Source organism: Nonomuraea glycinis, assembly GCF_014646515.1.
Classification (GTDB): Bacteria; Actinomycetota; Actinomycetes; order Streptosporangiales; family Streptosporangiaceae; genus Nonomuraea; species Nonomuraea glycinis.
Map to the genome: position 1 here is coordinate 149,167 of NZ_BMNK01000015.1, position 26,074 is coordinate 175,240.

A 26,074-nucleotide genomic window follows, 5' to 3' on the forward strand; every position below is an offset into this window, starting at 1 on the left:
GACCTCAGGACCTCGTCCAGGAGGCCCCACCCATAGGCCGGGCTGGTGACCGGTGCATCTGTCACCAGCCCGGTTCGGCAACGTGGACATCGGGGATTCCGGAGCATTCAGCCGGCGCCCTTTGATCGCGTCAATGAATGGCAGGATGTAAGCGATGGTTGGCAGATAACACAGGTCAGCGACAACGACTCCGTCTGTAATGTCGAGGCAACAGTAACGACGACCGCTCAGGCGGTCCGTTCGATGGGAGTCGTATGCGCAAGGCACTTGTGTCCGCTCTCTCCGCCTCAGTCATCTCGCTCGGCCTGGTAGGCGTCACCGCCACGCCGGCCCTGGCGGCCAATGCGGTGGCCTGCAACCAAGACGGATTCATGCGAATCTACAACAGCGACGCGGTGCACTGCTTCGCCAATGCGGGTTACCTCGACGTCTACATCACGAACGTCAACTTCGTCTTCGCCGGCAACAACAGAGTAATGGTCAGATACAACGATCGAGGCGGCTGGGGAAGCGTCACCCTGGACAGATGGGATTCTCAGGGTTTCTGGGACCACCCGGTCACGGTCGAAGACATCACCATCTACTAGTCGTGGATTCCCGCGACCTTTCGCGTACGGAATTCAAAGGGCTTTGCCACGAGAGGAAGAGATGAAAATCGTCAAAAAGGCGATGATCGGCGCCTCGATGGCCATGGTCGTGTCATCCGGGGTCATGGTCGGCGCCGCACCCGCGCACGCCGAGGTATGGAACTGCCGGTCCTATATCGAGCAGAACGTGGGCGTCGGCCTCTGCGAAGCCGGATTCGGCCCCTATCAGGTGCGCGTTTCGTGCGCCTCGGCGCACTGGCCCTACACGCGCGAGATCCACGGCCCTGTGGTGAGCAAGTCAGTGAACGCTCCCGGACCCGAGTCCAGGGTCAGCGGCAGCGCCAATGGCTGTCACATCACCAGCGCATGGGTCGCCGCCCTCTGACGCGCGGGGTGGGTCAGAAGGCGTAGGGGCCGAAACGGCCCCAGGCCACGAACGCGGCCGCGACGAGCAGCACCACGTTGGCGGCGATCACCGGGTACTCCTTGCGGCGGACGTGGGTGATCGCGGCCCCGATCATGACCAGGACCAGGCCGGTGGCCGCCAGCGGTGTGAGGACGGGGAGGATGCCGAGCGCCGCGGGAAGGATCAGCCCGAGCCCGGCCAGCGCCTCCAGGCCGCCGATCACCTTGACGGTGTTGTCGGAGAAGTCCTCGGTCCAGCTCAGGCCGGAGGCGGCGAGCTTGGCCTTGGGCTGGGTGAGCTTCATCGCGCCGGCGCCGAGGAAAAGGAGGGCGAGCAGGCCGGCGACGATCCACAGGGCGATGTTCATCAGGGGGGTTCCTCACAATAAGTAACTTGAAGATTCAAGTCCAATGTAGGGACGCTGAGTTGAAGCGTCAAGTGAACCAGCGTGCTGCGTCAAGATATCGTGGGGGCATGGACTCACCATCGCCCCGCTGGCTGACCGAGGAGGAAAAGCTGGCCTGGCTGGGCCTGGTCAGCGCGATGGTCCGGCTGCCGGCCGCCCTGGACGCCCAACTGCAGCGCGATGCGGGCATCAGCCACTTCGAATATCAGGTGCTGTCCGGGCTGTCGATGAGCGCCGAGCGCACCCTGCGCATGAGCGAGCTGGCCCAGATGTCCGACGGGTCGCTGTCGCGGCTGTCCCATGTGATCTCCCGGCTGGAGAAGCGCGGCTGGGTGCACCGCACGCCCGATCCGGCCGACGGCCGCTACACCCTGGCGGTCCTGACCGACGACGGCTGGGACAAGGTCGTGGCCAGTGCCCCCGGCCATGTCGAGGCGGTCCGCGCCCTGGTCGTCGATCCCCTGACCAGGACCCAGCTCCGCCAGCTCACCGAGATCACCCGGCGCATCAACCACGCCATCGACCCCGGCGGCACCTGCACCGGCTGATCGGCCCGTGCGGCGGGCGGCTCCGTACCGGTACCTCCCGAATTGCGCGACGACCTCGGGCTCCGCCGTCAGATGGGACCGTGTCTCTTGAACGTCGTCGCCGCATGGTGGGACGGGCGGCAGACCACGGACATGGAAGTGTTCGGCTGGAAGATGCTCTACTACGGGCGGGCAGGCAAGATCATGCTGCTTGTCGCAGGGCTGGCCGTCACTTCGACAGCCGCGTTTCAGATCATTGCTCCCCGCGCGGCGTCAGAGGAGCTCGACGTGGTCGCGGTAGGGGTCGAGACGGTCGTCGGAGGCGTCGAGTTCGGTGACCATCAGGTCGATGCCGTCCCAGGGCAGGCAGCGGGCGGCGGCGCCGGTGCCGAGCTTCTGTGAGTCCACGGCCATGACGACGTGGTCCGACAGCTCGGCCATGAGCCGCTTGATCTCGCACTCCTCGGCGCTGAACTCGCTGGTGCCGAAGTGCGGGTCCACCGCGGCGGCGGACAGGAACGCCCGCGCGAAGGAGAACTGCTTCAGCGCCAGGGAGGCGACCGGGCCGATGAGGCTGCCGGCGTTGGGGTCCTTCTGGCCGCCGGTCAAATAGGCGTGCACGAGGGGGTCTCGGGTCAGGGCCAGGAAGGTCTCGATGCCGTCGGTGACCACGGACAGGTTCTCCGAGCGGGGCATCGAACCGGCGAGGACGCACAGCGTGGAGGAGGCGTCCATGCAGATCCCCACCCCGCCTGAGGGCACCAGGCTGGTCAGCTTGCGCGCGATCTCCTCCTTCGCCCGCCCCGCCCGGGTCCGGCGCGCCTCGAAGGGCTGCGCCGAGCTGACCGCGCCGCCGCGCACCCGGCGGACCAGGCCCTCGTCCTCCAGCGCCTGCAGATCCCGGCGGATCGTCATGGTGCTGACCTCGAAGCGGGCGGCCAGGTCCTCGATGCGCAGGCTGCCGCTGGACGAGAGCAGGTCGGCGAGCGCCTGACGTCTGCTCTCGAGATTGACGGTGCTCCTGACGACCATGCCGCCTCAGTCTCCTTCGGTGTTCAATCTTGTCAATTGTCACACAGGTGGTTTCGGCTGAAGACAGCATCCGCCTGTCGGCGTGTGAACGATAGATGATGCGCCGGGAGACTACAAGGCTTGCCCACCAGGGGTTTTTCGGTCTCGACCAGGCTGATGTGGCGGTCGTCGCAGCGTCTGTCAGATGTAACAAGTGGGCAACGTACTCTTGACGTGGGGGTGTCGCTTCGTGTGATGTTCACACGAAACAACAAACAAGGGGTTCCGCTCAGGAGCCTGGACGGCCGCTGTCCGAGGAACGGGCCCTACCGCACACCGAGCCGCGAGGCCGGGGTCTGGAGATCAGTCGTGGAAGATGTCGCTTTGGAGTGCCGGGACCTGGCCAAGGCATTTGGCGGCGTGCCCGTACTGAAGGGCGTCTCCCTGACCCTCACGGCCGGTTCCGTGACCGCGCTGGCGGGTGAGAACGGCGCCGGCAAGTCGACGATGATGAAGATCGCGTCCGGTCAGGTGAAGCCCGACCGGGGTCAGGTCCTGGTCGGCGGCGAGCCGTTGCCCCAGGCGGACCCGCAGGCGGCCCACCGGCAGGGGGTCGCGATCATCCCGCAGGAACTCGCGCCGATCATGGACATGAAGGTGTACGAGAACCTGTTCATCGGGCGGGAGATCCGCACCCGGGCCGGGCTGCTCGACCGGCGCGCGATGGCCCGCAAGGCGCGCGAGATCCTGGACGTCTTCGGCGTCGAGATCGATCCGCAGGCCACGATGCGGCGGCTGCCGGTCGGCCTGCGCCAGCTCGTGGAGATCGCCAAGAGCACGACCGGCGGCGCGAAGGTCCTGCTCCTGGACGAGCCCAGCTCCGCCATCTCCGAGCGCGAGGTCGAGCGCCTGTACGGCGTGGTGGCCAAGCTGCGTGAGCAGGGCGTGGCGATGCTCTACACCACCCACAAGATGGAGGAGATCCGCGCCCTGGCCGACCGGGTCGTCGTCCTGCGTGACGGCGGGCTGGTCCTGGACCAGCCGATCGGCGAGGTCAGCGACGACGACATCGTGCACGCGATGATCGGCCGCGAGCTGCAGGACTTCTTCCCCACGCTGCACCCGCCGGGTGACGAGGTCGCCCTGAAGGTCAGCGGGCTGCACGTCAGCGGCTACGCGCGGCCGGTGGACCTGACCGTGCGCCGCGGCGAGATCCTGGGACTGGCCGGGCTCGTCGGCGCCGGCCGGACCGAGCTGCTTGAGGCGATCTTCGGTGTACGCAAGAGCACCGAGGGCACCGTCACCGTCGCCGGCAAGCCGGTCAAGCGCAACAACCCCGCCGCCGCGATCACCCACGGCATGGCCCTGGTCCCCGAGGACCGCAAGGGCGCCGGGGCCGTGCTGTCCATGAACGTGCTGGACAACGGCTCGCTGCCGCGCCTGTCGGGCTTCACCCTGGGCGGCTGGCTGCGGCAACGCGAGCGCACCAAGAAGGTCGGCGCCGCGATGGACTCGGTCAAACTGCGCAGCCGCGGCCTGTCCCAGCAGGTCGGCACCCTGTCCGGCGGCAACCAGCAGAAGGTGGTCCTGGCGCGCTGGCTGACCGGCCACGTGAACGTCCTGCTGCTCGACGAGCCCACCCGGGGCGTGGACGTCGGCGCCCGCAGCGAGATCTACCGCATCATCACCGAGCTGGCGGCCTCCGGGATGGCCGTGGTCATGGCCTCCTCCGACATGCCGGAGATCCTCAGCCTCGCGCACCGCGCGCTCGTCATGCGCGGCGGGGCGGTCGCGGGCGAGCTGAGCCGCGACGACCTGTCCTCGCCGCACGTCCAGGACTCGATCTTCCGGCTGGCCGCGGGCCTGAGCCCCGGTACGGCCGGCCAACCGCCCCCGGACCTCCAGCCCACCCCGACGGCGAGCGAGCCGGACCCCCAACCCACCCCGACAGCAAGCAAGGAGGACGGCCGATGACCCCCCAGGAGTCAGCGCCGGACCGAGGAACGGCCGCGGGGCTCCTGGCCTGGCGCCCCACCGGACCGTGGGTCCGCGACCAGTTGATCCGCCACGCCATGGTGTGGGTGATGCTGCTGATCATCGCGTACTTCAGCTACCGGAGCGCGCGCTTCGGCACGCCGGACAACCTGCAGACGATCGCCATCGCCGCGGCCCCCTTCGCCCTCATCGCGCTGGGCCAGACGCTGGTCATCCTCACCGGCGGCATCGACCTGTCCGTGGGCAGCGTGATCGCGCTCAGCGCGATGGCGGCGGCGGCGACGGTCAAGGACCATCCCGAACGCCTGTGGCTGTCGCTCGTGGTCGCCATGCTCGTCGGGCTGGCCGCCGGCGCGATCAACGGCTTCCTGGTCTCCAAGGTGAACGTGCCGCCCTTCATCGCCACACTCGGCATGCTCACCACGGCATCCGGGCTGGCGTACGTCGTGGGCCAGGGCGCCCCGATCAACGGCCTGCCGCAGAACTTCGGTGAGATCGCCAACAACCAGATCCTCGGCCTGCAGATCCCGGTGATCGTCATGATCGTCGGCATCGTCGCCCTGGCTCTGATCATGAAGCGGACCTCGTACGGCATGCGCGTCTACGCGGTGGGCGGCAACCCCGTCGCCGCGCAGATCGCGGGCGTCAAGACCACCCGGATCCTGTTCAGCGTCTACGCCCTGAGCGGCCTGCTCGCCGGTCTGTCCGGCGTGATGCTCGCCTCCCGGGTCATCTCCGGCCCGCCCAACCTGGGCCAGGGCTACGAACTGGACGCCATCGCCGCCGTCGTCATCGGCGGCGCCAGCCTGCTCGGCGGCCGGGGCAGCATCATCGGCACCGCGCTCGGCCTGTTCCTCATCCAGACCCTCAACAACGGCTTGGACATCCTCTTGGTGCCGGCGTACTGGCAGAGCGTCATCAAGGGCACCCTGATCGTCGCCGCCGTCACCGTCGACGTCTGGTCGGCCAAACGCAGGGTCTGACCACGGTCAGGCCCCCCTACACCTCGACCCAGCGAACAACCCCCCGTACGAAGGAGCTTTCCATGCGCATCAAGAGTGCAGTCGCCGCCGCGGCGGTGAGCGTGGCCATGCTGGCCACCTCCGCCTGTGGAGCAGGAGATACCAGCGTCAACACCAGTGCGACCGGGGCGGCGGACACGGGCAGCGTCCGCGTCGGCATCAGCGTCTACGACATGTCGTCCTTCATCACCGCCGGCAAGGCGGGCATCGACGCCTACGCCAAGACGAACAACATCGAAGTCCTGTGGAACTCGGCCAACCTGGACGTCGCCACGCAGGCCAACCAGGTCGACCAGTTCATCAACGCCGGCGTCGACGCGATCATGGTCGTGCCGGTGCAGGCGGACTCGCTCGGCCCGCAGGTCGCCGCGGCCAAGGGGAAGAACATCCCCTTCCTGGCCGTGAACGCCGGGCTCGCCAGCGCCGACCTCGCCGGCACCGTGCTGCCCGACGACGTCAAGGCCGGCGAGCAGGAAATGCAGATGATGGCCGACAAGCTCGGCGGCAAGGGCAACATCGTCGTCCTGCAGGGCCCCCTGGGCCAGTCGGGCGAGTTGGACCGTACCAAGGGCATCGAGAACGTGCTGGCCAAGAACCCCGGGATCAAGATCCTGGCCAAGGACACGGCCAACTGGAAGCGCGACGAGGCCGTCAACAAGATGAAGAACTGGCTGTCCAGCTTCGGCGGCAAGATCGACGGCATCGTCGCGGAGAACGACGACATGGGCCTCGGCGCCCTCCAGGCGACCCGCGAGGCGGGCGTCAAGATCCCGATCGTCGGGGTCGACGGCATCGAGGACGGCCTGAACGCCGTCAAGAGCGGTGACTTCATCGGCACCAACCTCCAGCACGGCACCGTCGAGCTGGCCACCGGACTCGCCGTGGCTGCCAAGATCGCCAAGGGCGAGGAGGTCAACAAGAACCCGGTCTACCTGATGCCCCAGGTCACCCCCGAGAACGTGGACACCTACATGGAGCACGTCGTCACCAAGAAGGACGAGTTCCTGGCCCAGCTGCCCGCGCTGATCGAGGCGAACCTCAAGACCGGCGACATCGCCAACGAAGAACTGGCCGGATAGGCGGGGTGCGGGCGCCCGCCCGCACCCCCCGTACCAGCCCGAGCAGCATGGAGCCGAGGAGAACATCATGACCACGATGCAGGCAGCGGTCCTGCGTGGAATCCAGCAGCTGGCCATCGAGGAGCGCCCCGTACCGGAACCGGCGCCCGGCGAGGTGCTGGTGCGGATCACGGCGGTGGGAGTCTGCGGCTCCGACGTGCACTACTACCAGCACGGCCGGATCGGCGACTTCGTGGTGGAACAGCCCATGGTGCTCGGCCACGAGTCCGGGGGCGTCATCGTCGGCGTGGGCGCCGGCGTGGACGCCTCCCGGGTCGGCCAGCGGGTCTCCGTCGAGCCGGGCGTGCCCGACCTGACCTGCGCCGAGTGCCTCGCCGGGCGCTACAACCTCTGCCCGGACATGCGGTTCTTCGCCACGCCGCCGTACGACGGCTCCCTCGCCGAGTTCGTCACCGTGCACGCGGCGTTCGCGCACCCGGTGCCGGACACGATCTCGGACGACGCGGCGGCGCTGCTCGAACCGCTGTCCGTCGGCGTCTGGGCCAACCGCAAGGGGCAGGTCAGCGCGGGCAGCCGGGTCCTGATCACCGGCGCCGGCCCGATCGGGCTGGTCGCCACGCAGTGCGCCCGCGCGTTCGGCGCCACCGAGATCGTGGTCGCCGACCTCAACCCGCACCGCCTCAAGCTCGCCGCGGACCTGGGCGCGACCGCGACCGTCAACGTCGGCGACACCTCGCTGCGCGATGCGGGCTTCGAACCCACCGTGCTGCTGGAGTGCTCCGGCCACCCCGGCGCCACCGGCGACGGCATCCGCACCCTGGCCAGGGCGGGCCGCGCGGTGCTGGTGGGGATGGGCGACGACGGGCTGCCGCTGCCGCTCACCCACATCCAGAGCCGCGAGATCGAGATCACCGGCACGTTCCGCTACGCGAACACCTGGCCCACGGCCATCGCGCTCGCCGCGTCCGGGCGGGTCGACGTGGACGCCCTCGTCACCGGCCACTTCGCACTGGCCGACTCCGAGGCCGCCCTGCTCGCCGCCGAGCGCGACCCCCTCGCCGTCAAATCGGTGATCAACCCGCAGCGCTGACCTGGCGACCGAAGGGACAACCATCATGACTCGTCTGTACGACGATCCCAGCGCCTTCACCGAGGACATGCTCGCCGGCTTCCTGGACGTTCACCGGGGCAGCGTCGCGGGAGTGCCTGGCGGTGTCGTACGGGCCACCGAGACGCCGCCGGGCAAGGTCGCGGTCGTGGTCGGCGGCGGTTCCGGGCACTACCCCGCCTTCTGCGGCGTGGTCGGGCCCGGGTTCGCCGACGGCGCCGTCGTCGGCAACATCTTCACCTCCCCGTCGGCGCAGGACGCGTACTCGGTGGGCAAGGCGGCGGCGAGCGACGCCGGCCTGATCTTCTCCACCGGCAACTACGCCGGCGACGTCATGAACTTCACCCTGGCCCAGCAGCGGCTGTGCCAGGAGGGCATCGACACCCGGGTCGTGTTCGTCACCGACGACATCGCCAGCGCGCCGCCGTCGGACGTCCACGCCCGCCGGGGGATCGCCGGCGACTTCGTCGTGTTCAAGGTCGCGGGCGCCGCCGCCGAGGCGGGCTACGACCTGGACGCGGTCGAACGGGTCGCCCGGCACGCCAACGACCGCACCCGCACCCTGGGGGTCGCCTTCGGCGGGTGCACCATGCCCGGCGGGGCCGAGCCGCTGTTCACCGTCCCCCCGGGGCGGATGGGCGTCGGCCTGGGCATCCACGGCGAGCCGGGGGTGGGCGAGGACGAGCTGCCACGGGCGGCGGACCTGGCGCGGCGGCTGGTGTCCGGCGTCCTGGCGGAGAAGCCCGCCGGGTCCGGCGCCAGGGTCGCCGCGATCCTGAACGGCCTCGGCACCACCAAGTACGAGGAGCTGTTCGTCGTCTGGCGCACCGTGGCCGCGCTCCTGGCCGAAGAAGGGCTCGAGGTCGTCGCCCCGGAGGTGGGCGAGCTGGTGACCAGCCTGGACATGGCCGGGTGCTCGCTGACCCTGGTCTTCCTCGACGAGGAGCTGGAGCGGCTGTGGTGCGCCCCCGCGGACACGCCGGCGTACCGGAGGGGGCGGGTCGAGCCGCGTACGGCGGCGCCGGCCCGTACCGCGTCCGCGCAGTCGTCGGCGCAGTCGTCCGCGCAGGAGGAGGCCGCCGCGGTGGTCAGCCCGAGCACGCCGGGGTCGCGCGCCTGCGGCCGGGTCGTCGTCGAAGGGCTGGAAGCCGTCGCGACGGCCATGGCCGAGGCCGAGGGGGAGCTGGGCCGGATCGACGCGGTCGCCGGCGACGGCGACCACGGACGGGGCATGGTCAAGGGCTCGGCCGCGGCGCTCGCCGCCGCCCGGGACGCGGCCGGCGCCGGGGCCGGCGCACGGTCGGTCCTGGTCGCGGCGGGCGAGGCGTGGGCCGCCAAGGCGGGTGGCACGTCCGGCGTCCTGTGGGGCGCCGCGCTCTGCGCCATCGGGGAGCGGCTGGGCGACGACCGCGACGAGATCGCGGGCGCCGACGTGACGGACGCCGTACGGGCCGGGCTGGACGCGCTCCAGCGCCTCGGCGGCGCGCGGCCGGGGGACAAGACCATGATCGACGCGTTCGCGCCGTTCGCCGACGCGCTCGCCGAGCGGGTCCGGGGCGGGACGGAGCTCGCCGCCGCCTGGCGCGAGGCCGCCGAGGTGTGTGAGGCCGCGGCGCGCGCGACCGCGGCGCTGCGTCCACGGGTCGGCCGGGCGCGCCCGCTCGCCGAACGCAGCGTCGGCACTCCGGACGCGGGGGCGACCTCTCTCGCCCTGTGCGCCCACGCTGTCGCGGGCGTGCTGTCGCACGCCCGCTGAATCGCATGTCAGGAAGGGATGGGGGGCCATGGATCACAAGTGGCGGATCATCGTCGGTTGCGACGACGCCGGTCTGGAGTACAAGAACGTCCTGCGGGCCGACCTGGAGGACGACGACCGGGTGGAGAAGGTCGTCGACATCGGGGTAGGGGCCGAGGAGACGACCCCGTATCCGCACATCGCGGTCATGGCGGCGCGGATGGTGGCCGCCGGCGAGGCGGACCGCGCGCTGCTGGTGTGCGGCACCGGACTGGGGGTCGCGATCAGTGCCAACAAGGTGCCGGGGATTCGCGCGGTGACGGCCCACGACAGCTTCTCCGTCGAGCGGTCCGTGCTGAGCAACAACGCCCAGATCCTGTGCTTCGGGCAGCGCGTCGTCGGCCTGGAGCTGGCCCGCCGCCTGGCCGCCGAATGGCTCGACTATCGCTTCGACCAGAACTCCAGCTCCGCGGCCAAGGTACGGACCCTGTCGAACTACGAGGCCGGGCGCGACCAGGCCGACCAGGCGGAGACCTTGCGGCAGGGTGAGGAGCTGGTGCGTACGGCCCTGCTGAGCACCGAACCGCGCTCCCGGATGAGCGCCCAGATCGACGGCGAGGAGTAGAGGACATGACGGCAGCGGAGAAGGCACCCGATCTGAGCTTCGGGCTCACCGGCAAGGTGGCGCTGGTGACCGGCGGCGCGTCGGGGATCGGCGCGGCGATCGCGGACACGTACGCGGCGAAGGGCGCCCGGGTCGCCGTGGTCGACATCGACGGTGAGGCGGCCAGGAAGAAGGCGGCCGAGCTGGGGGAGACGCACGCCGGGTTCGCCTGTGACGTGTCCGACCCCGCCGCCGTGCAGGAGGCGGTCGGCGCGGTCCTGGAGGCGTTCGGCCGGATCGACATCCTGGTGAACAGCGCGGGTGTCGCGATCCTGGCCCCGGCCGAGGACCTGGAGGTCAGCGCGTTCGACCGGACGATCGCGATCAACCTGAAGGGCACCTTCCTGGTGTGCCAGGAGGTCGGCCGGCACATGCTCGACGCCGGCGGCGGGAAGATCATCAACCTGGCGTCCCAGGCCGCCACGGTCGCGCTGGACGAGCACGTGGCGTACTGCGCCTCCAAGTTCGGCGTGGTCGGCCTGTCGAAGGTGCTCGCCTCCGAATGGGCCGGCCGGGGCGTGACCGTCAACACGCTCTCCCCGACCGTCGTCCTCACCGACCTGGGCCGTAAGGCGTGGGCTGGTCCCAAGGGCGACGCGCTGAAGGCTCAGATCCCCACCGGCCGTTTCGCGTACCCGGGGGAGATCGCCGCGACGGCGCTGTTCCTCGCCTCGGACGGCGCCGACATGATCAACGGCGCGGACATCGTCGTGGACGGCGGCTACACCATCCGCTGACCGCGTGGTGGGCCGGGTCCGCGAGCCGGAGGGTCCTCGCCGCCGAGCTCCAGCGGGCCCACCCACCCACCGCGCCGAGCTCCCGCCGGTCCACTCATCGCCGCGCCTGACGAAAATCCCGGTGAAACCGGGCAGTTCGCCTTGTTAGGGTGCCGCCATGCCCTCTCAGTTGCCCTTGCTACCGCGCTCGACACCGGCGGCTTCGGGGGTCTCGGCCCGCTCGATCGCCGCCTTGCTGGACCGGCTCGAAGCGCAGTCCGTCGAGCTTCACTCCCTCATGGTCGTCCGTCACGGTCACGTGGTGGCCGAGGGCTGGTGGGCGCCGTACTCGGCCGAGCGCCCGCAGCTGCTCTACTCGCTGACCAAGTCGTTCACCTCGGTCGCGGTGGGGCTCGTGATCGCCGACGGACTGCTCTCGCTGGACGACCGGGTGGTGGACGTGTTGCCCGAGCACGTTCCGGCCGACATCTCCGAGCAGGGACGCCGCATCACCGTGCACCACCTGCTGTCCATGACGGCCGGGCACGGCACGGACAGCCTCGCCGAGGCCTGGGAGCTGGAACCGGACGACCTGGTGAAGGGCTTCCTGCGCGTGCCGTTCCCCGAGCCTGAGGGAAGCCTGCACACCTACGACAACGCGACCACGTACGTCCTGGCCCGGATGGTGGAACGGGTCACCGGCCGCGGCCTGCCGGAGCTGCTCGACGAGCGGCTGTTCCGGCCGATGGGCATCGAGCACGCCGAATGGGATCGGGTGGCGAGCGGTGCCGCCTTCGGATTCCACGGGCTGCACCTCACGACCGAGGCCGTCGCCGCGTTCGGCGAGCTGCTGCTGCGCGGCGGCGTCTGGGGTGACCGCCGGCTCGTACCGCGCGCATGGGTGGAGCTCGCGACCGGACGGCACATCGAGACCCGGCAACTCGAGGACGACTCGGCCGGCCCCGACTTTCTCTGCGGGTACGGCTACCAGTTCTGGATGTCACGTCACGGCTACCACGGTAACGGCGCTTTCGGCCAGCACTGCATGGTCGTCCCGTCCCATGATCTCGTGATCGTCGTGACCGCCAACATCGAGCAGACACACGAGCTGCCCGGGGCCTTCTGGGACTGCCTCCTGCCCGGCCTGGATGACGCGGGAAGTCCCCAGGACGACGAGATCCTCGCCGATCGGCTGCGGCGGCTGTCCCTCGCGCCGGTGCCGGGTTCGGCGGCCCCTTCCCGCTCCGGTACGGCGAGGATCGACGCCTCCGCCGAGGGCTCGGCCCTGCCCGACGGAACCACGGTGGCCGTCGAGCCGGTGGACGGCGGATGGCGCCTGCGACTCGGGTCGTCCCTCAAGCTCGCCGTCGGCCACGGCGACTGGCGGGAAAGCTCGCCGCTCGGCCGCCCGGTCGTCGCCACCGGCGCCTGGCAGGGCGACACGTTCGTCGCGGACCTGTACGTCATCACCACCCCGCACCGGGTCCGCCTGGTGCTCGACGCCAACGCGGGGACAGCCGTGGCGACGTGGACCACCGTGCCCCTGACCGGCCCCAGCCTGGAACTGCATCTACGGTCGCCGCTGATGACCCGGCCCGACGTCGCCTAGGTGGGCCGGCCGGGCTCGCCGACGGCTTCCGTCAGGATCGCCCAGCGCCGAGGTGGCGGACGATGCGGGTCAGCCCGGTCCGCAGGTCGTCCTCTGAGGCCGCGAACGAGATCCGGATGTGCCCCTCGCCCGAGGGTCCGTACTCGGCGCCGGCCCGGACCATCACCTTCCGCTCGGCGAGCTCGCGGGCGACCGCCTCCGAGGGCAGGTCGGCGTCGTAGCGGAGGAACCCGTAAAACGCCCCCTCCGGCGGAACCAGGTGCAGGCCCGGAATGCCGGACAGGTGCGCGACCACGAGCTCGCGACGCTGCCGATATGTGCCGACCATGGCATCCACGACGCCGTCCGGCAGCTCAAGGGCGGCGAGGGCCGCGTACTGGACCGCCGTGTTCAACGAGCCGTTGGAGGTCCGGTGCACGTGGGCGGCCGCGTCCACCACCTCGCGCGGCCCGGTCAGATACCCCACCCGCCAGCCGGTCATCGCGTACGTCTTGGAGAACGTCTGTACGTACACCGTCCGGTCGCGCAGCGATTCGATCTCCAGCGCCGAGGTCAGCGCATGCCCCGGGTAGACCAGCCGGTGGTAAGCCTCATCGCTGACGACCAGGACGTCGGAGCCGTCGAGGAGCTTCCCGAGAGCCTGGAGCTCCTGCTCGCGGTGCACGATCCCGGTCGGGTTCGAGGGATTCGAGAAGATCATCATCCTGGCGCCGGGAAGCGCGGCGGCCAGCGCGTCGAGGTCCCAGTGCAGGTCCGGGGCGAGCGGGACGAAGTCCACGGTGCCCCCGGCCAGGACGACCAGGTCGGCGTACAGCGAGTAGGCGGGCTCCGGGATGACCACGCGGTCGCCGGGGCCGACCATCGCGAGCACGACGGCCGCCAGCGCGGCGGTGGCGCCGTGGGTGATCACGACGTCGTCCGCGGTCCACGTACGGCCGGGGTGCGCCGGCAACCTGGACGCGAGCGCGGCGCGCAGCTGCCGCAGGCCCTTCTGGTCGGCGTAGTGGGTGTGCCCCGCGCGCAAGGCGGCCACGGCGGCCTCGATCACCGGCGGCGGCGTCGGGAAGTCCGGCTCACCCATGGCGAGGGAGACGGCCCCCGGCGGGGCCGGGGCCAGGGCCGGGCGCCGGGAGAGGCGGCGCAGCTCCTCGATCCGGAAGGCGGTCATCGGGCCGCCGCCGCATGGCCGGAGCGCGCGGCGAGGATGCGCCGCCGCAGCGTCTCCTCCTTCTCGACGATCCCGTCGACCGCGTCCACGACCTCCCGCACGCGTAGCCGTGGCACGACGACGACGCCGTCGGCGTCACCGACGAGCACGTCACCCGGCGCCACGACCAGGCCGCCGACCGCCACCGGCGCGCCGATGGCGCCGGGCCCGTCCTTGAAAGGCCCGGCGGGGGTGATCGCCCGCGCGTAGACGGCGAGGCCCATCTCGGACAGCGCCTGTACGTCGCGGACGGCGCCGTCGACCACCGCGCCGGTGACCCCGGCGTTCACCATGATCTCGCCGATGAGGTCGCCGATCAGCGCCCGGGTCACGTCCCCGTGTCCGTTGACGACCAGGACGTCGCCCGGCCGGGCTTCGTCGAGCGCCCGGTGGATGGCCAGGTTGTCACCCGACCGCACGTCCACCGTCAGGGCGTTCCCCAGCAGCGAGGTGTGCCCGGTGAACAGCCGGATGCCGCCGTCCATGACGGTCATCCGCTGCAGCGCGTCGCCGACGTTGGCGGCCGGCACCTCCCCCAGCCGGCGGGTCTCCTCCGCTGATAACCGATCCCAGCTCGAAGCGATGGACACGCTGTCCGTCGCCGCATGGATGAACACAGTAGGACTCCATTCTTGAATGACTTGAATGAGACGACTATCTGAGCGCTGCGCTCAGGTCATGGACATGAGGGCGGGCAGGGTGAGGGCCGAATGGGCCGGTCGTCCCTCCGCGGCGGGCATGACGCTGAGCTTGCGCAGCCTGTTGTTGCGCTGCTCCAGGGCCTCGGCGGTGGTCGGGAACAGGCTGGCGCTGCCCTCGCCGACCAGCCCCTGGTTCACGGTCACGAACTCGCGGGTGTCGCGTTCGTAGGCGGCGAAGCCCGCGGCGTGGTCCCCGTCGGCCAGGGAATGGGCGAGCATGTACGCGCCGACGAGCGCGAGGCTGGTGCCCTGTCCGGTGAGGAACGAGGGCGCGTGCGCGGCGTCGCCCACCAGCGCGACCCGGCCGCTGGACCAGCGGGGCATGCGGATCTGGCTGACCGCGTCGAAGAACAGGTCATCGGTGTCGCGCAGGGCGGCCAGCATGCCCGGGACCTCCCATCCCGCGTCGGCGAAGACCGTGGCGACCAGATCCCGCTGGGCTTCCGCGTTCGGGAACGCGTCGAACGGCGGCTGGGGGTGGGCGAAGTTCAGGAAGGCGTGCACCTCGTCGTCGTCCCCCACGGCGTAGAACGCCGCGGCCCTGCCCGGGGTGCTCCACATCACGGTCTCGTTGGCGAGCCCGAAGGTGTTGGGCATGGTGAACACGGCGAAGCAGTACCCGAGGTAGCGGTGGAACTGCTCTTCGGGGCCGAACAGCATCTCGCGCGTCCGTGAGTGCATACCGTCCGCCCCGAACACCAGGTCGAACGTACGCCTGCCGCCCCCGTGGAAGGTGACGTCGACCGCGTCTCCGGACTGGTCGAGGGTGTCGATGGAGTCGTCGAACACGAACTCCACGTCGTCACGGACCGCCGCGTACAGAGCTTCGCTCAGATCCCCGCGCCGCACCTCCAGGTCCCGTCCCGCGACCCCGCCGGTGACGGCGTACGGGCTGACCGAGACCACCTCGCTGCCGTCCGCGTCGAGGAAGGTGATCTGGCGCAGGTCGATGTGCGCCTCCTGCAGTCGCGGCAGGATTCCCATCCTCTCGACGACCTTCAGCGCGGTGCCGCGTACGTCGATGGGATAGCCACCGGCACGAAGCGCGCCCGCCTTCTCCACCACCGTGACTTCGAAGCCGTGGCGGTTCAGCCAGAACGCGAGGGCAGGACCCGCGATGCTGGCCCCGGAGATCAGGACCTTGCGCTTCGGCGTGGTAGAGATCGTCATTCCTTGACTCCTTTGCTCAGGGTACGGACGACAAGCAGGGACAGCGCCGTGACGACGCCGGCGATGACGAAAACGGTGACGAAGGCCGATTCGGCCGGAATGTTCGACCCGGCAGGGGTCGCGGCGGTGAGGAAGGCACCGCCGAGCTGTGCGCCCGCGGCGTAGGCGATCACGCGGATCACCAGGACCAGGCTGGTCGCGGTGCCGGTGTCGCCGTGATCGACAGAGGTGGCGGTCTTGACGACCATCGCCGTGACGCAGATACCACTGGCCAGAGCGACCAGCACCTTGCCGATGACCAGGTGCCAGACCTCGGTGTGGATGAACGCCATGCCGACCAACGTGGCCGACAGGAAGCCGATTCCGGTGGCGACCACGGCACTCGCACCGAAGCGCCGCGCCAGGACCCCGCTGAGCGGCCCGCTGATCGCCGCCGCGACGGCCCCGGGCAACAGGTACCGCCCGATGTCGGTGGCGCTGGCCCCGAAACCGTACGCTTCGGCGGGCACCTCGAACAGCTGCGGAACGAGGAACATCGACGACGAGGTGCCTAAGCAGACGGCGAACGTGATCACGTACGAGCTCCAGATCGCCGGCTTGGCGAGCATCCGCAGATCGACCATCGGCGTGGGTGAGCGGCGTTCCACGTAGACCCACCCGGCCACGAGGGCGGCCAGGAACACGACGACGGCGCCGAACACGAGTGGCTGGCCGCCGGCGTCGGGCACCATCGCGAGCACGAACATGAGCGTCAGCAGAATGCCGCTCAGGAGAACCAGGCCGGGCCAGTCCATCTTCGCGCCGGTCCGGGCCGGCGGATCGTTCGGCATCAGCCGGTGCACGAACAGGGTCGCCACGATGATCGTGAACGTCGGTATCGCGAACATCCAGTGCCGGGACAGCCCTTCCGCGATGGGCCCGGCTATCAGCGTGCCCAGCATGCCGCCGCCCAGGAACAACCCGCTGACCACCCCGATGGCCACCCCGGACTCGCCCGGTGGGAGGTATTTGCGTACCAGGATGAACGAGAGTGGCATCGCGCCCACCATCGCGCCCTGCAGCACCTGACCGAGCAGCATCACCGGCAGGTTCGGTGCCACGGCGGACACCAGACCACCGGCCACGACCACCGTCATCAGCCGGGTGATGACCCATTTCCCGCCGTGACGGTCGCCGAGATTGCCCGCGATGGGCGCGAAGATGGCGCCGGTGATGAGCATCGCGATGCTGAGGAGCGCCCCTTCGGCGCGACTTATCGACAACTCGCGTTGCAACAGCGGGAGCGTCGGTGACACCACCGCTTCCAGGACGCCGGTTGCGGCGGCCAGCATGCCGAGAGCCCCCACAGCGGCCTTCCCGATGCGGACCGGGGGAGCCAGGGATGGTGTGGTCATGGACGTCCTTTCCTCGTTGCCGTGCTGGTGCGGGGTCGGCCGCGCGCGTAGCGCTGCCGCCTCGCGGGGAGTACGCATGCCGCGAGCGCCGTCAGGCCGGCGGTGTCGGGCATGCGGTACTCGTCGTCGGCGGGCGGCGTCATCGCGCCGAAGCCGAGGGCGGTCGGGTCGGGGCCGTGGCCGGGGCCGAGGCCGGGGACGGTGCCATGGCCGGGGCCAAGGACCTGCTCGTCGGGGATGTGGTCGATCTGGTCGTGGCCGCCGCCACAGGGTCGGCGGAGCGGGCGGACAAATGACCGAGGCCGGTCACGGCCAGCACGACGAACGCCGCCGCCAGCACCGCGAGACCTGCGTGCACCTGGCACAGCGCCGCGCCGGTGGCCGCTCCGACGATGATGAGCGTCACGGCCGCGCCTCGGCGCAGGGCCCCTTGACCGCGCGCCGCTCCCAGCCGGGAGTCCGCCGCGAGACCGGTCAGCGTGGAGGTGACGACCACGGTGGTGACGTCCTTCACCCCCAGGTGGCGGGCCGTCGCCGCCTGCACCCCCATGGCCAGGGCGAGCGACGACGCCATCGACACGCGGGCGGCGGGGGCGCCCACCCCGGTCACGGCCAGGCCGAGCGCCGTGGCGGCCAGGACCAGTCCGACGCCGCCCAGCAGTCCCGTGCACCGGCGGCTCCAGCCCGGGAGGGCGGTGCGCAGCACCCGCCCGGCCACGGCCGCGCCGACGAGAAAGAACACCAGCGCCATGACCGGACCGAGCACGGGCAGCCCCGTCCCGCCCGTGGCCGCCATACCGAGGATGACCACGTTGCCCGTCATGTTGCCCGCGAACACCTGGTCCAGCCGCAGATATCCGACAGCGTCGACGACGCCCGTCGCGAAGGTGAGGGCGAGCATCAAACCCACCGGCGTGACACGCCATCGCACGACCCGGCTGCTGGTACGGGTGCGGGTGCCGTACGAAATGCCGTTCATCGTCCTGCCGCGTAACCCTGGGCGCCGCGCGGGTTCGCCGCCGCCTGGAGGACGCCGCTGTCCGGATCACGCGTGACGACCGACAGCCGGCCCTGGCTCCAGGGCCCGGAGACGGTCACGTCGTGGCCGCGTGCGCGCAGCTCGTCGATGACCGCCTCGTCCGCTCGTTCCTCGATCACCAACCCTCCCGGCGTCCAGGTCCGCGGCCAGAACGAGCTCGGTAGCGCGGTGGTGTGGAACGCGGGCGCGTCGATCGCCTCCTGCGGATCCATACCGAGAGCGAGTGTGCGTACCAGGTAGATCAGTTGCCACTGGTCCTGCTGGTCACCCCCCGGCGTGCCGAGCGCGGCCATGGGACTGCCGTCGCGCAGCAGCAGCGTCGGGGTCAGCGTCGTACGAGGCCGCCGCCCCGGCGCCAGCCGGGACGGGGCGGCCGGGTCCAGCCAGGTCATCTGGAGCCGGGTGCCCAGCGCGAAGCCGAGATCCGGCACGGTGGGGGAGGACTGGAGCCACCCTCCCGACGGCGTGGCGGAGATCATGTTGCCCCAGCGGTCGACGACGTCGATGTGGCAGGTGTCGCCCCGGGTTTCCCCGGTCTGCTGCACGGTGGGTTCTCCCACGCCGTCGGCCTGGACGGCGTGCTGACGGGTGACGAGCGGTGGCGTGAACGGTGTGACGCCGATGTCACCGGGCCGGAACGCGGTCGACGCGACCGCGCCGATCAGCCCGGCGCGCTCCTTGCTGTATCGAGGGGACAGCAGGCGGGACACCACGGCCTTCGCGTCCGCCGGATCCAGATGCCCGTAGAACGCCTCCCGGTCGGCCATGGCCAGCTTCAAGGCCTCGGCGATGGTGTGGATTCCCCGAGCGGTCGACGGGTCGATCTGTTCGTCGTCGAAGTGGTCGAGCATGGTGAGGGCCTGCAGCAGCACGGGACCCTGGGACCACAGGCCCGCCTTCGCCACCGTGACCCCCCGGAACTCCGCGGTGACCGCGGGCTCCAGGGACGGCAGGAAGTCGGCGAAGTCAGCGGCGGTGATCACCCCGGCGTGGTCCCCGCCCGAGGAATGCCGATGCGGCTCGGCCGCGAACTCCGCCACGGCGGCTGCCACGAACCCGGTTCGCCAGGCGCGCCGCGCGGCGTCGATCCGTGCGATTCTCGTCTCGCCGCCCCCCGTGGTGCTCAGCCGGCGCAGGGTCCGGGCGTAGGCGAGGTTGACGAGAGTCGCATGCGGCTGCGGGACCCGTCCTCCGGGCATCCACTGCGCGTACGACGTCGGCCAGTGCGTGCGGAAGAGATCCTCGACCGTGGCCAGGACGCGCGCCAACTGGGGGACGACCGGAACGCCGTGCTCCGCGTAGTGGATCGCGTAGGCCAGGATGTCGGCGAGCTCCCACGTGCCGAACTCGGCGAGCAGCCAGAGCCAGGAGTCGACGGCGCCCGGGACCGCGGCGGCCAGGGCACCCGCGCCCGGGACGTGGTCCAGCCCTTCGGCTCGGAAGTGCTCGATCGTGGCTCCCCGCGGAGCGTGGCCCTGTCCCGCCAGCACGAGCGGGGACGGGTCCGCCGCGGTCGCCAGCACGGCGACGAGATCACCGCCCGGCCCGTTGAGGTGGGGTTCGGCCACGTGCAGCACGAAGGCACCGGCCGTCGCCGCGTCGAACGCGTTCCCACCCCGCTCCAGTACGGATTGGGCCGTCGCGGAGGCCAGCCAGTGCGTCGACGCGCACATGCCGAAGGATCCGCGCAGCGTGGGGCGGGTCTTGTGGGGGAGAGCGTCGGTCGATGATGGTTGTTGACCGGCCATGTCTTTCACATTCCGTTCTATGGCACGTGGTCGGCGGCGTGGTGGGCGGCGAGGACGTCGCCGCCGAAGTCCGTCTCCGGGTCCCGCCACACGGCGTGGGCGTGGTTGACGCCGCGGTGGATGTTGGTCCACTCGACGAGCAGCCGCGGGCCCTGCAGGCGGTAGTAGTGCGGCTCGCCCGCCGTGGTGGAGCCGGCCCAGGCGAGATGCACGGCGTCCAGCGCCGCCGGGTCGTCGTAGCGGGGCAGCGGGGACACCCCGTCCGGGACGCGGTCGAGGTAGGTGCCGAGCAGCGCGCGCAGCAGCTCCCGCTGTGCGGCGTCGAGCTCGGCGCCCGGCACGCCCTTGGGCGTCGGGGTGAGGACCAGCGCCCGATGGCTCGCACCGTAGAGGCCGGTGGCCGGGTGCTCGGCACGGTCCGGGATGTGCGTACCGGGGCGCCAGAGCTCGCTGCGGCGCACCACGCGGTCGCCGACCTGGGCGCTGTTGCCCGCCACGATGTCGTTCGGGGCGCGCGCCAGCAGCACCGCGCGGGCGGCGAGCTCGGGGCGCAGGGAGCGGACCAGCTCGCGGGCCAGGTCCTCGGCCGTCCCCAGCGGCCGCAGCGTCGCACCGCCCAGCAGCGGTGACGCGGCCGGGTCGGCGCCCAGGAAGCACGGCGTGGTGGCGGCGACGCGCCCGTCCACCACGAGGTTGTTGAGCGAGACGTGGTGGCCGCCGAACCGCCATCCCCACGGCTGCGGCCCGCCGGGCTCGCCGAAGACCCGCAGGTAGTACATGCCGGGGTCGCGGGTGCGTTCCCGCCCCCAGTTCACCGAGAAGCCCTCGACGTGATCGAGTACGTTCTCCAGGCCGAGCACGGTGGCCACGGTGGTGTACCCGGCTTCGGACAGCCCGCTCGCGACCAGCCGCATCACCAGCCGGTGCTGGGCGGGGCGCTGCTGGTGGAAGGTGAGGCCGCCGTGGTCGGTGGGCGTGTAGAACCAGCGGGTGCGTTCGGCCTCGGCCGCGTCGCCGGCGCCCGGCGGCGGTCCGACCGCCACCGCGCGCTGGTCGGCGTCCAGGGAGTCCAGCCACGCCAGGGCCGCCTCGGCCATCCGGTTCGCGACCTCGCGGCCGGCGTCACTCATGGCTGCCCGGTTCGCGACCCCGCGGCCGGCGTCACTCATGGCTGCCCGGTTCGCGATCCCGCGGCCGGCGTCACTCATGGCAGCTGAGCCCGCCGTACGCGGGCGTGCGTCGTGCCGCTCATGCTGCCGTCACTCCGAGGAACTCGCGCACCCAAGGGCCGATCGTGGGCGCGAACTCCATCGCGATCGCGTGGCGCCCATCCTCGATCGAACGCAGTTCGGCGTTCGGAATCCGCTCCTTCATCAGGAGGGCGCCGGTGTAGGGCGCCAGCAGGTCCGCCGTGCCGTGGACGATCAGGGTGGGTGCGGTGATCTCCCCGAGGCGGTCCCGGACCTCGTGCTCCCGGGCGGCATCGTGGCGGCGGCCGGTCTTCTCGGGGTCACGGTAGACAAGCGTCTGGGCGGCCCGGGTGTGGAGCTCGGCCTGGCCCTTGGGCGTGACGAAGAAGTCCCTGACCGCTTTCTGCCGGTCGTCGTGGGGCATGTCGAACAGCTCGTTGACCGTCGTGGGACACAGCGCGAAGCTCGGCGTGGTGGCGACCAGGATGAGGGAGGCGACCCGATCGGGATGCCGGAGTGCGGCGTGCTGCGCGATGGTGCCGCCGAAGGAGGTGCCCAGCAGGTGCGCACGTTCGAGCCCCAGCGCGTCCAGCAGCGCGACGAGGTCATCGGCGAGGTCACCCAGCGTGTACGGAAGCGGCGGGTTCACGGTGATCCCCGAATCGCGCTGATCGTAGGAGATCGCCCGTATGTCCGCGCCGAGGTGCGCGCGGAGTGTCGCGTACTGGGTGCGGTCGCTCTCGCCGCCATGAACGAGGACGAGCGGCACCCCACTGCCGCTGTCGATGTACCCGACTTCCAGCTCACCCGCCCGGATGGTGGAATCGGTCGCTTCGGCGGGTTCGTGCTCCACCTGCTGCTTTGCCACTGCTGGCTCCCTCGGTCGAAATCGTGCGTAGACGCGTATGCGAATAGGGATTTCTGTATCGCTTCGTGCCGCACGGGGGGCGATTCGTGCCTGCGGACTACAGTACACGATGTACTGTAGTTGACTACAGCGTGCGGTGTAGTTCCGGTAAGATTCTTTTCATGCCGACCGAGAAGACGCTGCGTGCGGGTTCCGCGCAGAAGCGGACCGCCATCCTCACCGCGGCCCAGGAGCTGTTCCTCACCAACGGCTTCGACCGGTCGAGCGTCGACGCGGTCGCCGCCCTGGCCAAGGTCTCGACGCGAACGGTCTACGACTACTTCGGTGACAAGCAGACCTTGCTGCGCGCCGTCGTCGAAGCCGTCGACCAGTCACTGGTGGCCACGATCCGGCGCACCCTCGACGACACGCTCGCCGATCTCACCGAGCCCGCCGAGCTGGAGGGCGCCCTCATCACGTTCTCCATGAGGATCGCGACCGACATGCTCAACTCGGCGGAGCACGCCACGCTGCAACGGCTGGTCCAGGCCGAATCCGGCCACCTGCCGCGCCGGGACGAACACGCCATGGCCAGCGCGCCCGACGAGGCCCTCGGTGAGCGGTTCGCCGCCCTCGCCCGGGCCGGGCTGCTCGAAGTCTCCGACGCGCGGCTCGCGGCCGACCACTTCATCGCGCTGACCTTCGGGGTCGCGATCAACAGGCTCGGTTCCGCGAACGCCGCGGGGGACGCCCGTGTCCAGCCGCTCATCGTCGAGGGAGTACGGGCGTTCCTCCGGGCGTATCGGAGCGGGTGACCGCCGGGTTATTGGCATTGCCAACCATGCCCAACTAGCATGACGGCATGACCAGCACCGACGATGTCCTGGACTCGCTCGTCCGGACCACCTTCGAGGTGGCGGGCGTGCTGACCCGCATCGGCGGCGAGCACGATCTGTCGCTCACCCAGCTACGGGTGCTCGGCATCCTCCGCGACCGCCGCGCCCGCATGACCGACCTGGCCGTCTACCTGGGCCTGGACAAGTCCACGATGTCCGGCCTCATCGACCGCGCCCAGCGCCGGGGGCTGCTGACCCGCGGCAAGAACCCCGATGACGGCCGGGTCGTCGATGTGTACATCACCCCGGCCGGGCTCGAACTGGCCCACCGGGTGGACGGCGAGGTCCGGCGCGCCCTGGCGCCCAGGACCGGCCGCCTGACCCCGGAGCAGCTCGACCAACTCGTCAAGCTGCTCGGCGTCGTCCTGATCCGCCCGTAGCGACCACCTCACGCGGAACCGTTCGGCCGCGCGGACCAGGCCGGCCGCGTCGCTCCGGCGCCGGTGCGCACGTCAGGTGAGTCGGCGGGCGAAGCAGACGGCCATGGGATGGCCGGCATAGGGGCCGTAGCCGTCGGTTCGTACGTAGCCCTCGCGCTCGTAGAAGCGGATCGCGTCGGGCTGCTTGTCGCCGGTCGCCAGTCGCACCGTGTCGAGCCCGCGCCGGCGGGCGTGCTCCTCCAGGTCACGCAGGATGCCGGTGGCCACGCCTGTGCCACGGGCCTGAGGCGTGACGTACATCCGCTTGATCTCGGCCGTGCTTTCAGGCAGGAGCCACAGCGCGCCGCAGCCGACCGCGTTGCCGGCGGCGTCGCGGGCGATGAGGTAGACGTCGACGTTCTCCGCGGTGGGCTTGTGACCTTCCTGGTCCGGGATGCCATAGCGGGCGGCCAGCTCCGCTTCCATCGCGCTACGCAGGCGGTCTCCGTCGGCACCGTCCCAGGGTTCCTCCGAGATGGTCAGCGTCACGACACTCCCTTTCATCAGGGGAAGGCCGATCCAAGGATCTTCCCTCCAACCTATGCGCCGGGATCCCGGTCGGGAGCCCTTGACTTTATTTGTATTACCAACCAATATGAAGTTGTTGGCATTGCAAACCAATGTACGGGATGGCCGGCAGACGTGTGACGCCGATCCGCGGCTTTGTCGGCTCTGCGCCACAGATCAACACGACCACGACCAAGGGTGAGTGACGTCTTCGCTCGCCTCTGCTCCAAGGGGGAATCCCATGACCACGTCTCGAAACAGGCGCCGGGCGGCAGGCCTGGCCACCGCGGGCGCGCTGGTGCTCGGCATCCTTGCCAGCTACCCGGCGCTGGCGGAAAGCCCGCCGGCGACACCGAAGGCCGGCCCCACCGCGGCTTCCACCACGTCGGGAATCGCGGCCGTGATCGATCCCGCGACCGACCTGGGCCGGCAGGCTCCCGGACGAGAACAGGCGTGGTTCGACTCCATCTACTTCACCAGTCTGGTGAAGGCGAACGGTCATGACTTCGGGATTCAGGTGCACACACGCGTTCTCCCGAACATGGGCGAGGTGGAGAACCGCTGGACGTTCGCGGTGACCGACAAGACCACCGGATGGCACAAGGACTACGAAGCCGTCGTCGCGCCGGACGACTATCGGTGGACCGAGGGCAAGCTCGACATCAAGGCACCAGGACTGAGCTGGACGGGTGACTCAGCCCGCCAGAAGGTACAGCTCACCACGCCCTTCGGATCGCTCGATATCGAGATGGTGGCCACCGGCCCCGCCCTGAACTACGGCTCGACCGGCGTTTTCAACCTGGTCGATGTGCCGGCCTACGAGTTCGCGCTTCCGGAGATGCGGACGACCGGCACGCTCGTCATCGGCGACAAGAAGCACGCGATCAGGGGAACTTCCTGGTTGGACCGGCAATGGGGTGAGATGCCGGAGAACCTGAAGCGGTGGACCTGGATGAACCTCAGCATGCCCAATGGTGACAAGGTCGCCCTCTGGGACGCGGTTGGCCAGAAGTCTGAGCACAGTTGGGCGACGGTTCTTCACCGGGACGGTTCGTACGACGTGGTCGAGGTCGAACCGCTTGCCCAAGACGCCTCCAAGCTGTGGGTCAGTCCGGAAACGGGTCAGGCCTACCCCACCCGCTGGAAGGTCCGCATCCCCCAACTGCGCACGGAGCTCGCCGTGCGGGTAACCGGCCCTCAGGGACAGGAAGTCAAGGGCCAGACCCCCGAGGGTGGCTACATGGAAGCCACCGCAGCTTTCGACGGCACGTACAACGGCAAGAAGGTCAGCGGTGAGACCTACGTCGAGCTGAACGGCGACTGGCGCCCCTAGCTGCCGGCAACACCTCGTCCGTGGCGGTGAGGGTTGCGCCCAAAGACGCCACGCCAACAAACGATCAAGGGCCTGACCGCTGTCTCCAGCGATCAGGCCCTTGTCCTGCTGCTGCCCTGTCCGGGTGACAGCGCAGGCCCTGACGACGTCGCCGATCTTGTGGGTCGTACCAGGACCTACTGGGATCAAGTACGGTACATCCGAAAATCGCAGTACATACGAAAGGCGCACCATGGACAACGGGACGACGAGGTCATCCTGGTTAGTGACGTCGGCTTTGACGGCGACAACACGAGACCCGGAGGACTTGAACTCTCCCACGATCTTCTCGGCCGCGCCCCCGTTCGCGAGATAGCTCAAGCCCACGTTCGCGCCCCGCGACGCCAATTTCCGCACAATACCTGCACCGATTCCCCGCGAGCCACCCGTGGCCACTGCCGTCTTACCTTGAAGCGAAGACATGATTGGCCCTTTTTCTAGAGGTGCGATGATTCATCGACATGCGAAGCAGCCCGACTCCTTCGGCGAAACCGGGTTCCATCAACATAAGGCGAAGCCGATTCAATCGGAAGCACACACAAAAAAGTAAGTAACAGACGGCAAGGGTGTGCACGTGATCCGATAAGTGGAGTGCCAGAAGAACCCTGCACCGGACGTCTTGACTGCGGTGATCACGCATCTTCGATACGCAGAGGAATAATCGTGCGGCGTGACGTCGGGCGTCTTGACCACGTCGTATCCGGCACGCTGGAACCGTT

General features: G+C 70.0%; 25 protein-coding genes and 1 pseudogene. 14 read left to right on the plus strand and 12 right to left on the minus strand.

Translation table 11 applies throughout. The features are described 5' to 3' along the window. Positions 1–254 precede the first annotated feature (254 nt). Both IEY87_RS33560 and IEY87_RS33565 read left to right on the plus strand, forming a co-directional pair. Positions 255–587, plus strand: coding sequence for a beta/gamma crystallin domain-containing protein (locus tag IEY87_RS33560; protein ID WP_189142858.1), 333 nt, complete (start codon positions 255–257; stop codon positions 585–587). 61 nt (positions 588–648) lie between these two features. Then, positions 649–972 (plus strand): hypothetical protein, encoded by a 324-nt coding sequence (locus IEY87_RS33565; RefSeq protein WP_189142859.1) that lies wholly within the window; start codon positions 649–651, stop codon positions 970–972. A gap of 13 nt (positions 973–985) precedes the next feature. Here the strand turns inward: IEY87_RS33565 and IEY87_RS33570 are convergent, their stop codons facing one another. Beyond that, positions 986–1,360, minus strand: a complete 375-nt coding sequence (locus IEY87_RS33570; protein WP_189142860.1) for a DoxX family protein — start codon at positions 1,358–1,360, stop codon at positions 986–988. A 107-nt stretch (positions 1,361–1,467) separates the two neighbouring features. Between IEY87_RS33570 and IEY87_RS33575 the strand changes: the two genes are divergently transcribed. Then, entirely contained in the window at positions 1,468–1,947 is a 480-nt protein-coding gene (locus IEY87_RS33575; protein WP_189142861.1) for a MarR family winged helix-turn-helix transcriptional regulator, read from the plus strand. A gap of 252 nt (positions 1,948–2,199) precedes the next feature. On the opposite strand, the gene IEY87_RS33580 is transcribed toward IEY87_RS33575, so the two are convergent. After that, positions 2,200–2,958: a DeoR/GlpR family DNA-binding transcription regulator gene (locus tag IEY87_RS33580; protein ID WP_189142862.1), complete on the minus strand. Its 759-nt coding sequence runs from the start codon at positions 2,956–2,958 to the stop codon at positions 2,200–2,202. A gap of 348 nt (positions 2,959–3,306) precedes the next feature. On the opposite strand from IEY87_RS33580, the gene IEY87_RS33585 reads away from it, so the two are divergent. The 8 genes from IEY87_RS33585 to IEY87_RS33620 all read left to right on the plus strand — a co-directional run bounded on the left by IEY87_RS33585 (position 3,307) and on the right by IEY87_RS33620 (position 12,865). After that, complete coding sequence (locus tag IEY87_RS33585; RefSeq protein WP_225277420.1) at positions 3,307–4,911, plus strand: sugar ABC transporter ATP-binding protein; 1,605 nt, start codon at positions 3,307–3,309, stop codon at positions 4,909–4,911. Next, a complete protein-coding gene (locus IEY87_RS33590) occupies positions 4,908–5,915 on the plus strand; it encodes an ABC transporter permease (RefSeq protein WP_225277419.1) in 1,008 nt (335 codons plus the stop codon). The genes IEY87_RS33585 and IEY87_RS33590 overlap by 4 nt, the downstream gene beginning before the upstream one ends. Before the next feature lie 62 nt (positions 5,916–5,977). Continuing rightward, positions 5,978–7,033, plus strand: coding sequence for a substrate-binding domain-containing protein (locus tag IEY87_RS33595; RefSeq protein WP_189142863.1), 1,056 nt, complete (start codon positions 5,978–5,980; stop codon positions 7,031–7,033). A 67-nt stretch (positions 7,034–7,100) separates the two neighbouring features. Beyond that, the gene (locus IEY87_RS33600; RefSeq protein ID WP_225277418.1) at positions 7,101–8,123 is read left to right on the plus strand and encodes an NAD(P)-dependent alcohol dehydrogenase; all 1,023 of its coding nucleotides are present in this window, start codon (positions 7,101–7,103) and stop codon (positions 8,121–8,123) included. Between the two features lie 25 nt (positions 8,124–8,148). After that, a complete protein-coding gene (locus IEY87_RS33605) occupies positions 8,149–9,897 on the plus strand; it encodes a dihydroxyacetone kinase family protein (RefSeq protein ID WP_189142864.1) in 1,749 nt (582 codons plus the stop codon). A 28-nt stretch (positions 9,898–9,925) separates the two neighbouring features. After that, positions 9,926–10,501 carry a ribose-5-phosphate isomerase gene (locus IEY87_RS33610; protein WP_189142865.1) on the plus strand — a complete coding sequence of 192 codons (576 nt, stop codon included), beginning with the start codon at positions 9,926–9,928 and terminating at the stop codon, positions 10,499–10,501. Positions 10,502–10,506: 5 nt separating this feature from the next. Beyond that, positions 10,507–11,277: an SDR family oxidoreductase gene (locus IEY87_RS33615; protein ID WP_189142866.1), complete on the plus strand. Its 771-nt coding sequence runs from the start codon at positions 10,507–10,509 to the stop codon at positions 11,275–11,277. Positions 11,278–11,434: 157 nt separating this feature from the next. Beyond that, positions 11,435–12,865: a serine hydrolase domain-containing protein gene (locus tag IEY87_RS33620; RefSeq protein WP_189142867.1), complete on the plus strand. Its 1,431-nt coding sequence runs from the start codon at positions 11,435–11,437 to the stop codon at positions 12,863–12,865. 31 nt (positions 12,866–12,896) lie between these two features. Here IEY87_RS33620 and IEY87_RS33625 read toward each other — a convergent pair whose 3' ends face one another. From IEY87_RS33625 to IEY87_RS33660, 8 genes are all read right to left on the minus strand, one after another. Next, on the minus strand, positions 12,897–14,033 hold the full coding sequence (locus IEY87_RS33625) for a pyridoxal phosphate-dependent aminotransferase (RefSeq protein WP_189142868.1): 1,137 nt from the start codon (positions 14,031–14,033) through the stop codon (positions 12,897–12,899). Beyond that, on the minus strand, positions 14,030–14,689 hold the full coding sequence (locus IEY87_RS33630; protein WP_189142869.1) for an RraA family protein: 660 nt from the start codon (positions 14,687–14,689) through the stop codon (positions 14,030–14,032). Before IEY87_RS33630 ends, IEY87_RS33625 begins: the two co-directional genes overlap by 4 nt. Before the next feature lie 54 nt (positions 14,690–14,743). Then, the gene (locus IEY87_RS33635; protein WP_189142870.1) at positions 14,744–15,943 is read right to left on the minus strand and encodes an FAD-dependent monooxygenase; all 1,200 of its coding nucleotides are present in this window, start codon (positions 15,941–15,943) and stop codon (positions 14,744–14,746) included. Continuing rightward, positions 15,940–17,337: an MFS transporter gene (locus tag IEY87_RS33640; RefSeq protein ID WP_189142871.1), complete on the minus strand. Its 1,398-nt coding sequence runs from the start codon at positions 17,335–17,337 to the stop codon at positions 15,940–15,942. Before IEY87_RS33640 ends, IEY87_RS33635 begins: the two co-directional genes overlap by 4 nt. Positions 17,338–17,476: 139 nt before the next feature. Continuing rightward, entirely contained in the window at positions 17,477–18,316 is an 840-nt protein-coding gene (locus IEY87_RS33645; RefSeq protein WP_189142872.1) for a YoaK family protein, read from the minus strand. Next, positions 18,313–20,124 (minus strand): gamma-glutamyltransferase family protein, encoded by a 1,812-nt coding sequence (locus IEY87_RS33650; RefSeq protein WP_189142873.1) that lies wholly within the window; start codon positions 20,122–20,124, stop codon positions 18,313–18,315. Before IEY87_RS33650 ends, IEY87_RS33645 begins: the two co-directional genes overlap by 4 nt. Positions 20,125–20,141: 17 nt before the next feature. Then, on the minus strand, positions 20,142–21,254 hold the full coding sequence (locus tag IEY87_RS33655) for a DUF3500 domain-containing protein (RefSeq protein ID WP_189142874.1): 1,113 nt from the start codon (positions 21,252–21,254) through the stop codon (positions 20,142–20,144). Between the two features lie 118 nt (positions 21,255–21,372). Then, complete coding sequence (locus IEY87_RS33660) at positions 21,373–22,182, minus strand: alpha/beta fold hydrolase (protein WP_189142875.1); 810 nt, start codon at positions 22,180–22,182, stop codon at positions 21,373–21,375. A gap of 161 nt (positions 22,183–22,343) precedes the next feature. On the opposite strand from IEY87_RS33660, the gene IEY87_RS33665 reads away from it, so the two are divergent. Further along, positions 22,344–22,976, plus strand: a complete 633-nt coding sequence (locus IEY87_RS33665) for a TetR/AcrR family transcriptional regulator (protein ID WP_189142876.1) — start codon at positions 22,344–22,346, stop codon at positions 22,974–22,976. Between the two features lie 47 nt (positions 22,977–23,023). Further along, positions 23,024–23,437, plus strand: coding sequence for a MarR family winged helix-turn-helix transcriptional regulator (locus IEY87_RS33670; RefSeq protein WP_189142877.1), 414 nt, complete (start codon positions 23,024–23,026; stop codon positions 23,435–23,437). Between the two features lie 72 nt (positions 23,438–23,509). Here IEY87_RS33670 and IEY87_RS33675 read toward each other — a convergent pair whose 3' ends face one another. Next, entirely contained in the window at positions 23,510–23,965 is a 456-nt protein-coding gene (locus tag IEY87_RS33675) for a GNAT family N-acetyltransferase (protein ID WP_225277417.1), read from the minus strand. Between the two features lie 259 nt (positions 23,966–24,224). Between IEY87_RS33675 and IEY87_RS33680 the strand changes: the two genes are divergently transcribed. Further along, positions 24,225–25,316 (plus strand): lipocalin-like domain-containing protein, encoded by a 1,092-nt coding sequence (locus IEY87_RS33680; RefSeq protein WP_189142879.1) that lies wholly within the window; start codon positions 24,225–24,227, stop codon positions 25,314–25,316. Positions 25,317–25,577: 261 nt separating this feature from the next. On the opposite strand, the pseudogene IEY87_RS47285 reads toward IEY87_RS33680, so the two are convergent. Beyond that, a pseudogene (locus tag IEY87_RS47285) lies at positions 25,578–25,778 on the minus strand (SDR family NAD(P)-dependent oxidoreductase); the annotation flags it as partial. Positions 25,779–26,074 lie beyond the last annotated feature (296 nt).

Excerpts from the sequence above, each read along its gene's own strand:
- IEY87_RS33560 (WP_189142858.1), top strand. The coding sequence starts at position 255 with ATGCGCAAGGCACTTGTGTCCGCTCTCTCCGCCTCAGTCATCTCGCTC.
- IEY87_RS33565 (WP_189142859.1), top strand. The coding sequence starts at position 649 with ATGAAAATCGTCAAAAAGGCGATGATCGGCGCCTCGATGGCCATGGTC.
- IEY87_RS33570 (WP_189142860.1), bottom strand. The coding sequence starts at position 1,360 with ATGAACATCGCCCTGTGGATCGTCGCCGGCCTGCTCGCCCTCCTTTTC.
- IEY87_RS33575 (WP_189142861.1), top strand. The coding sequence starts at position 1,468 with ATGGACTCACCATCGCCCCGCTGGCTGACCGAGGAGGAAAAGCTGGCC.
- IEY87_RS33580 (WP_189142862.1), bottom strand. The coding sequence starts at position 2,958 with ATGGTCGTCAGGAGCACCGTCAATCTCGAGAGCAGACGTCAGGCGCTC.
- IEY87_RS33590 (WP_225277419.1), top strand. The coding sequence starts at position 4,908 with ATGACCCCCCAGGAGTCAGCGCCGGACCGAGGAACGGCCGCGGGGCTC.
- IEY87_RS33595 (WP_189142863.1), top strand. The coding sequence starts at position 5,978 with ATGCGCATCAAGAGTGCAGTCGCCGCCGCGGCGGTGAGCGTGGCCATG.
- IEY87_RS33600 (WP_225277418.1), top strand. The coding sequence starts at position 7,101 with ATGACCACGATGCAGGCAGCGGTCCTGCGTGGAATCCAGCAGCTGGCC.
- IEY87_RS33605 (WP_189142864.1), top strand. The coding sequence starts at position 8,149 with ATGACTCGTCTGTACGACGATCCCAGCGCCTTCACCGAGGACATGCTC.
- IEY87_RS33610 (WP_189142865.1), top strand. The coding sequence starts at position 9,926 with ATGGATCACAAGTGGCGGATCATCGTCGGTTGCGACGACGCCGGTCTG.
- IEY87_RS33615 (WP_189142866.1), top strand. The coding sequence starts at position 10,507 with ATGACGGCAGCGGAGAAGGCACCCGATCTGAGCTTCGGGCTCACCGGC.
- IEY87_RS33620 (WP_189142867.1), top strand. The coding sequence starts at position 11,435 with ATGCCCTCTCAGTTGCCCTTGCTACCGCGCTCGACACCGGCGGCTTCG.
- IEY87_RS33625 (WP_189142868.1), bottom strand. The coding sequence starts at position 14,033 with ATGACCGCCTTCCGGATCGAGGAGCTGCGCCGCCTCTCCCGGCGCCCG.
- IEY87_RS33635 (WP_189142870.1), bottom strand. The coding sequence starts at position 15,943 with ATGACGATCTCTACCACGCCGAAGCGCAAGGTCCTGATCTCCGGGGCC.
- IEY87_RS33640 (WP_189142871.1), bottom strand. The coding sequence starts at position 17,337 with ATGACCACACCATCCCTGGCTCCCCCGGTCCGCATCGGGAAGGCCGCT.
- IEY87_RS33645 (WP_189142872.1), bottom strand. The coding sequence starts at position 18,316 with ATGAACGGCATTTCGTACGGCACCCGCACCCGTACCAGCAGCCGGGTC.
- IEY87_RS33650 (WP_189142873.1), bottom strand. The coding sequence starts at position 20,124 with ATGGCCGGTCAACAACCATCATCGACCGACGCTCTCCCCCACAAGACC.
- IEY87_RS33655 (WP_189142874.1), bottom strand. The coding sequence starts at position 21,254 with ATGAGTGACGCCGGCCGCGAGGTCGCGAACCGGATGGCCGAGGCGGCC.
- IEY87_RS33665 (WP_189142876.1), top strand. The coding sequence starts at position 22,344 with ATGCCGACCGAGAAGACGCTGCGTGCGGGTTCCGCGCAGAAGCGGACC.
- IEY87_RS33670 (WP_189142877.1), top strand. The coding sequence starts at position 23,024 with ATGACCAGCACCGACGATGTCCTGGACTCGCTCGTCCGGACCACCTTC.
- IEY87_RS33680 (WP_189142879.1), top strand. The coding sequence starts at position 24,225 with ATGACCACGTCTCGAAACAGGCGCCGGGCGGCAGGCCTGGCCACCGCG.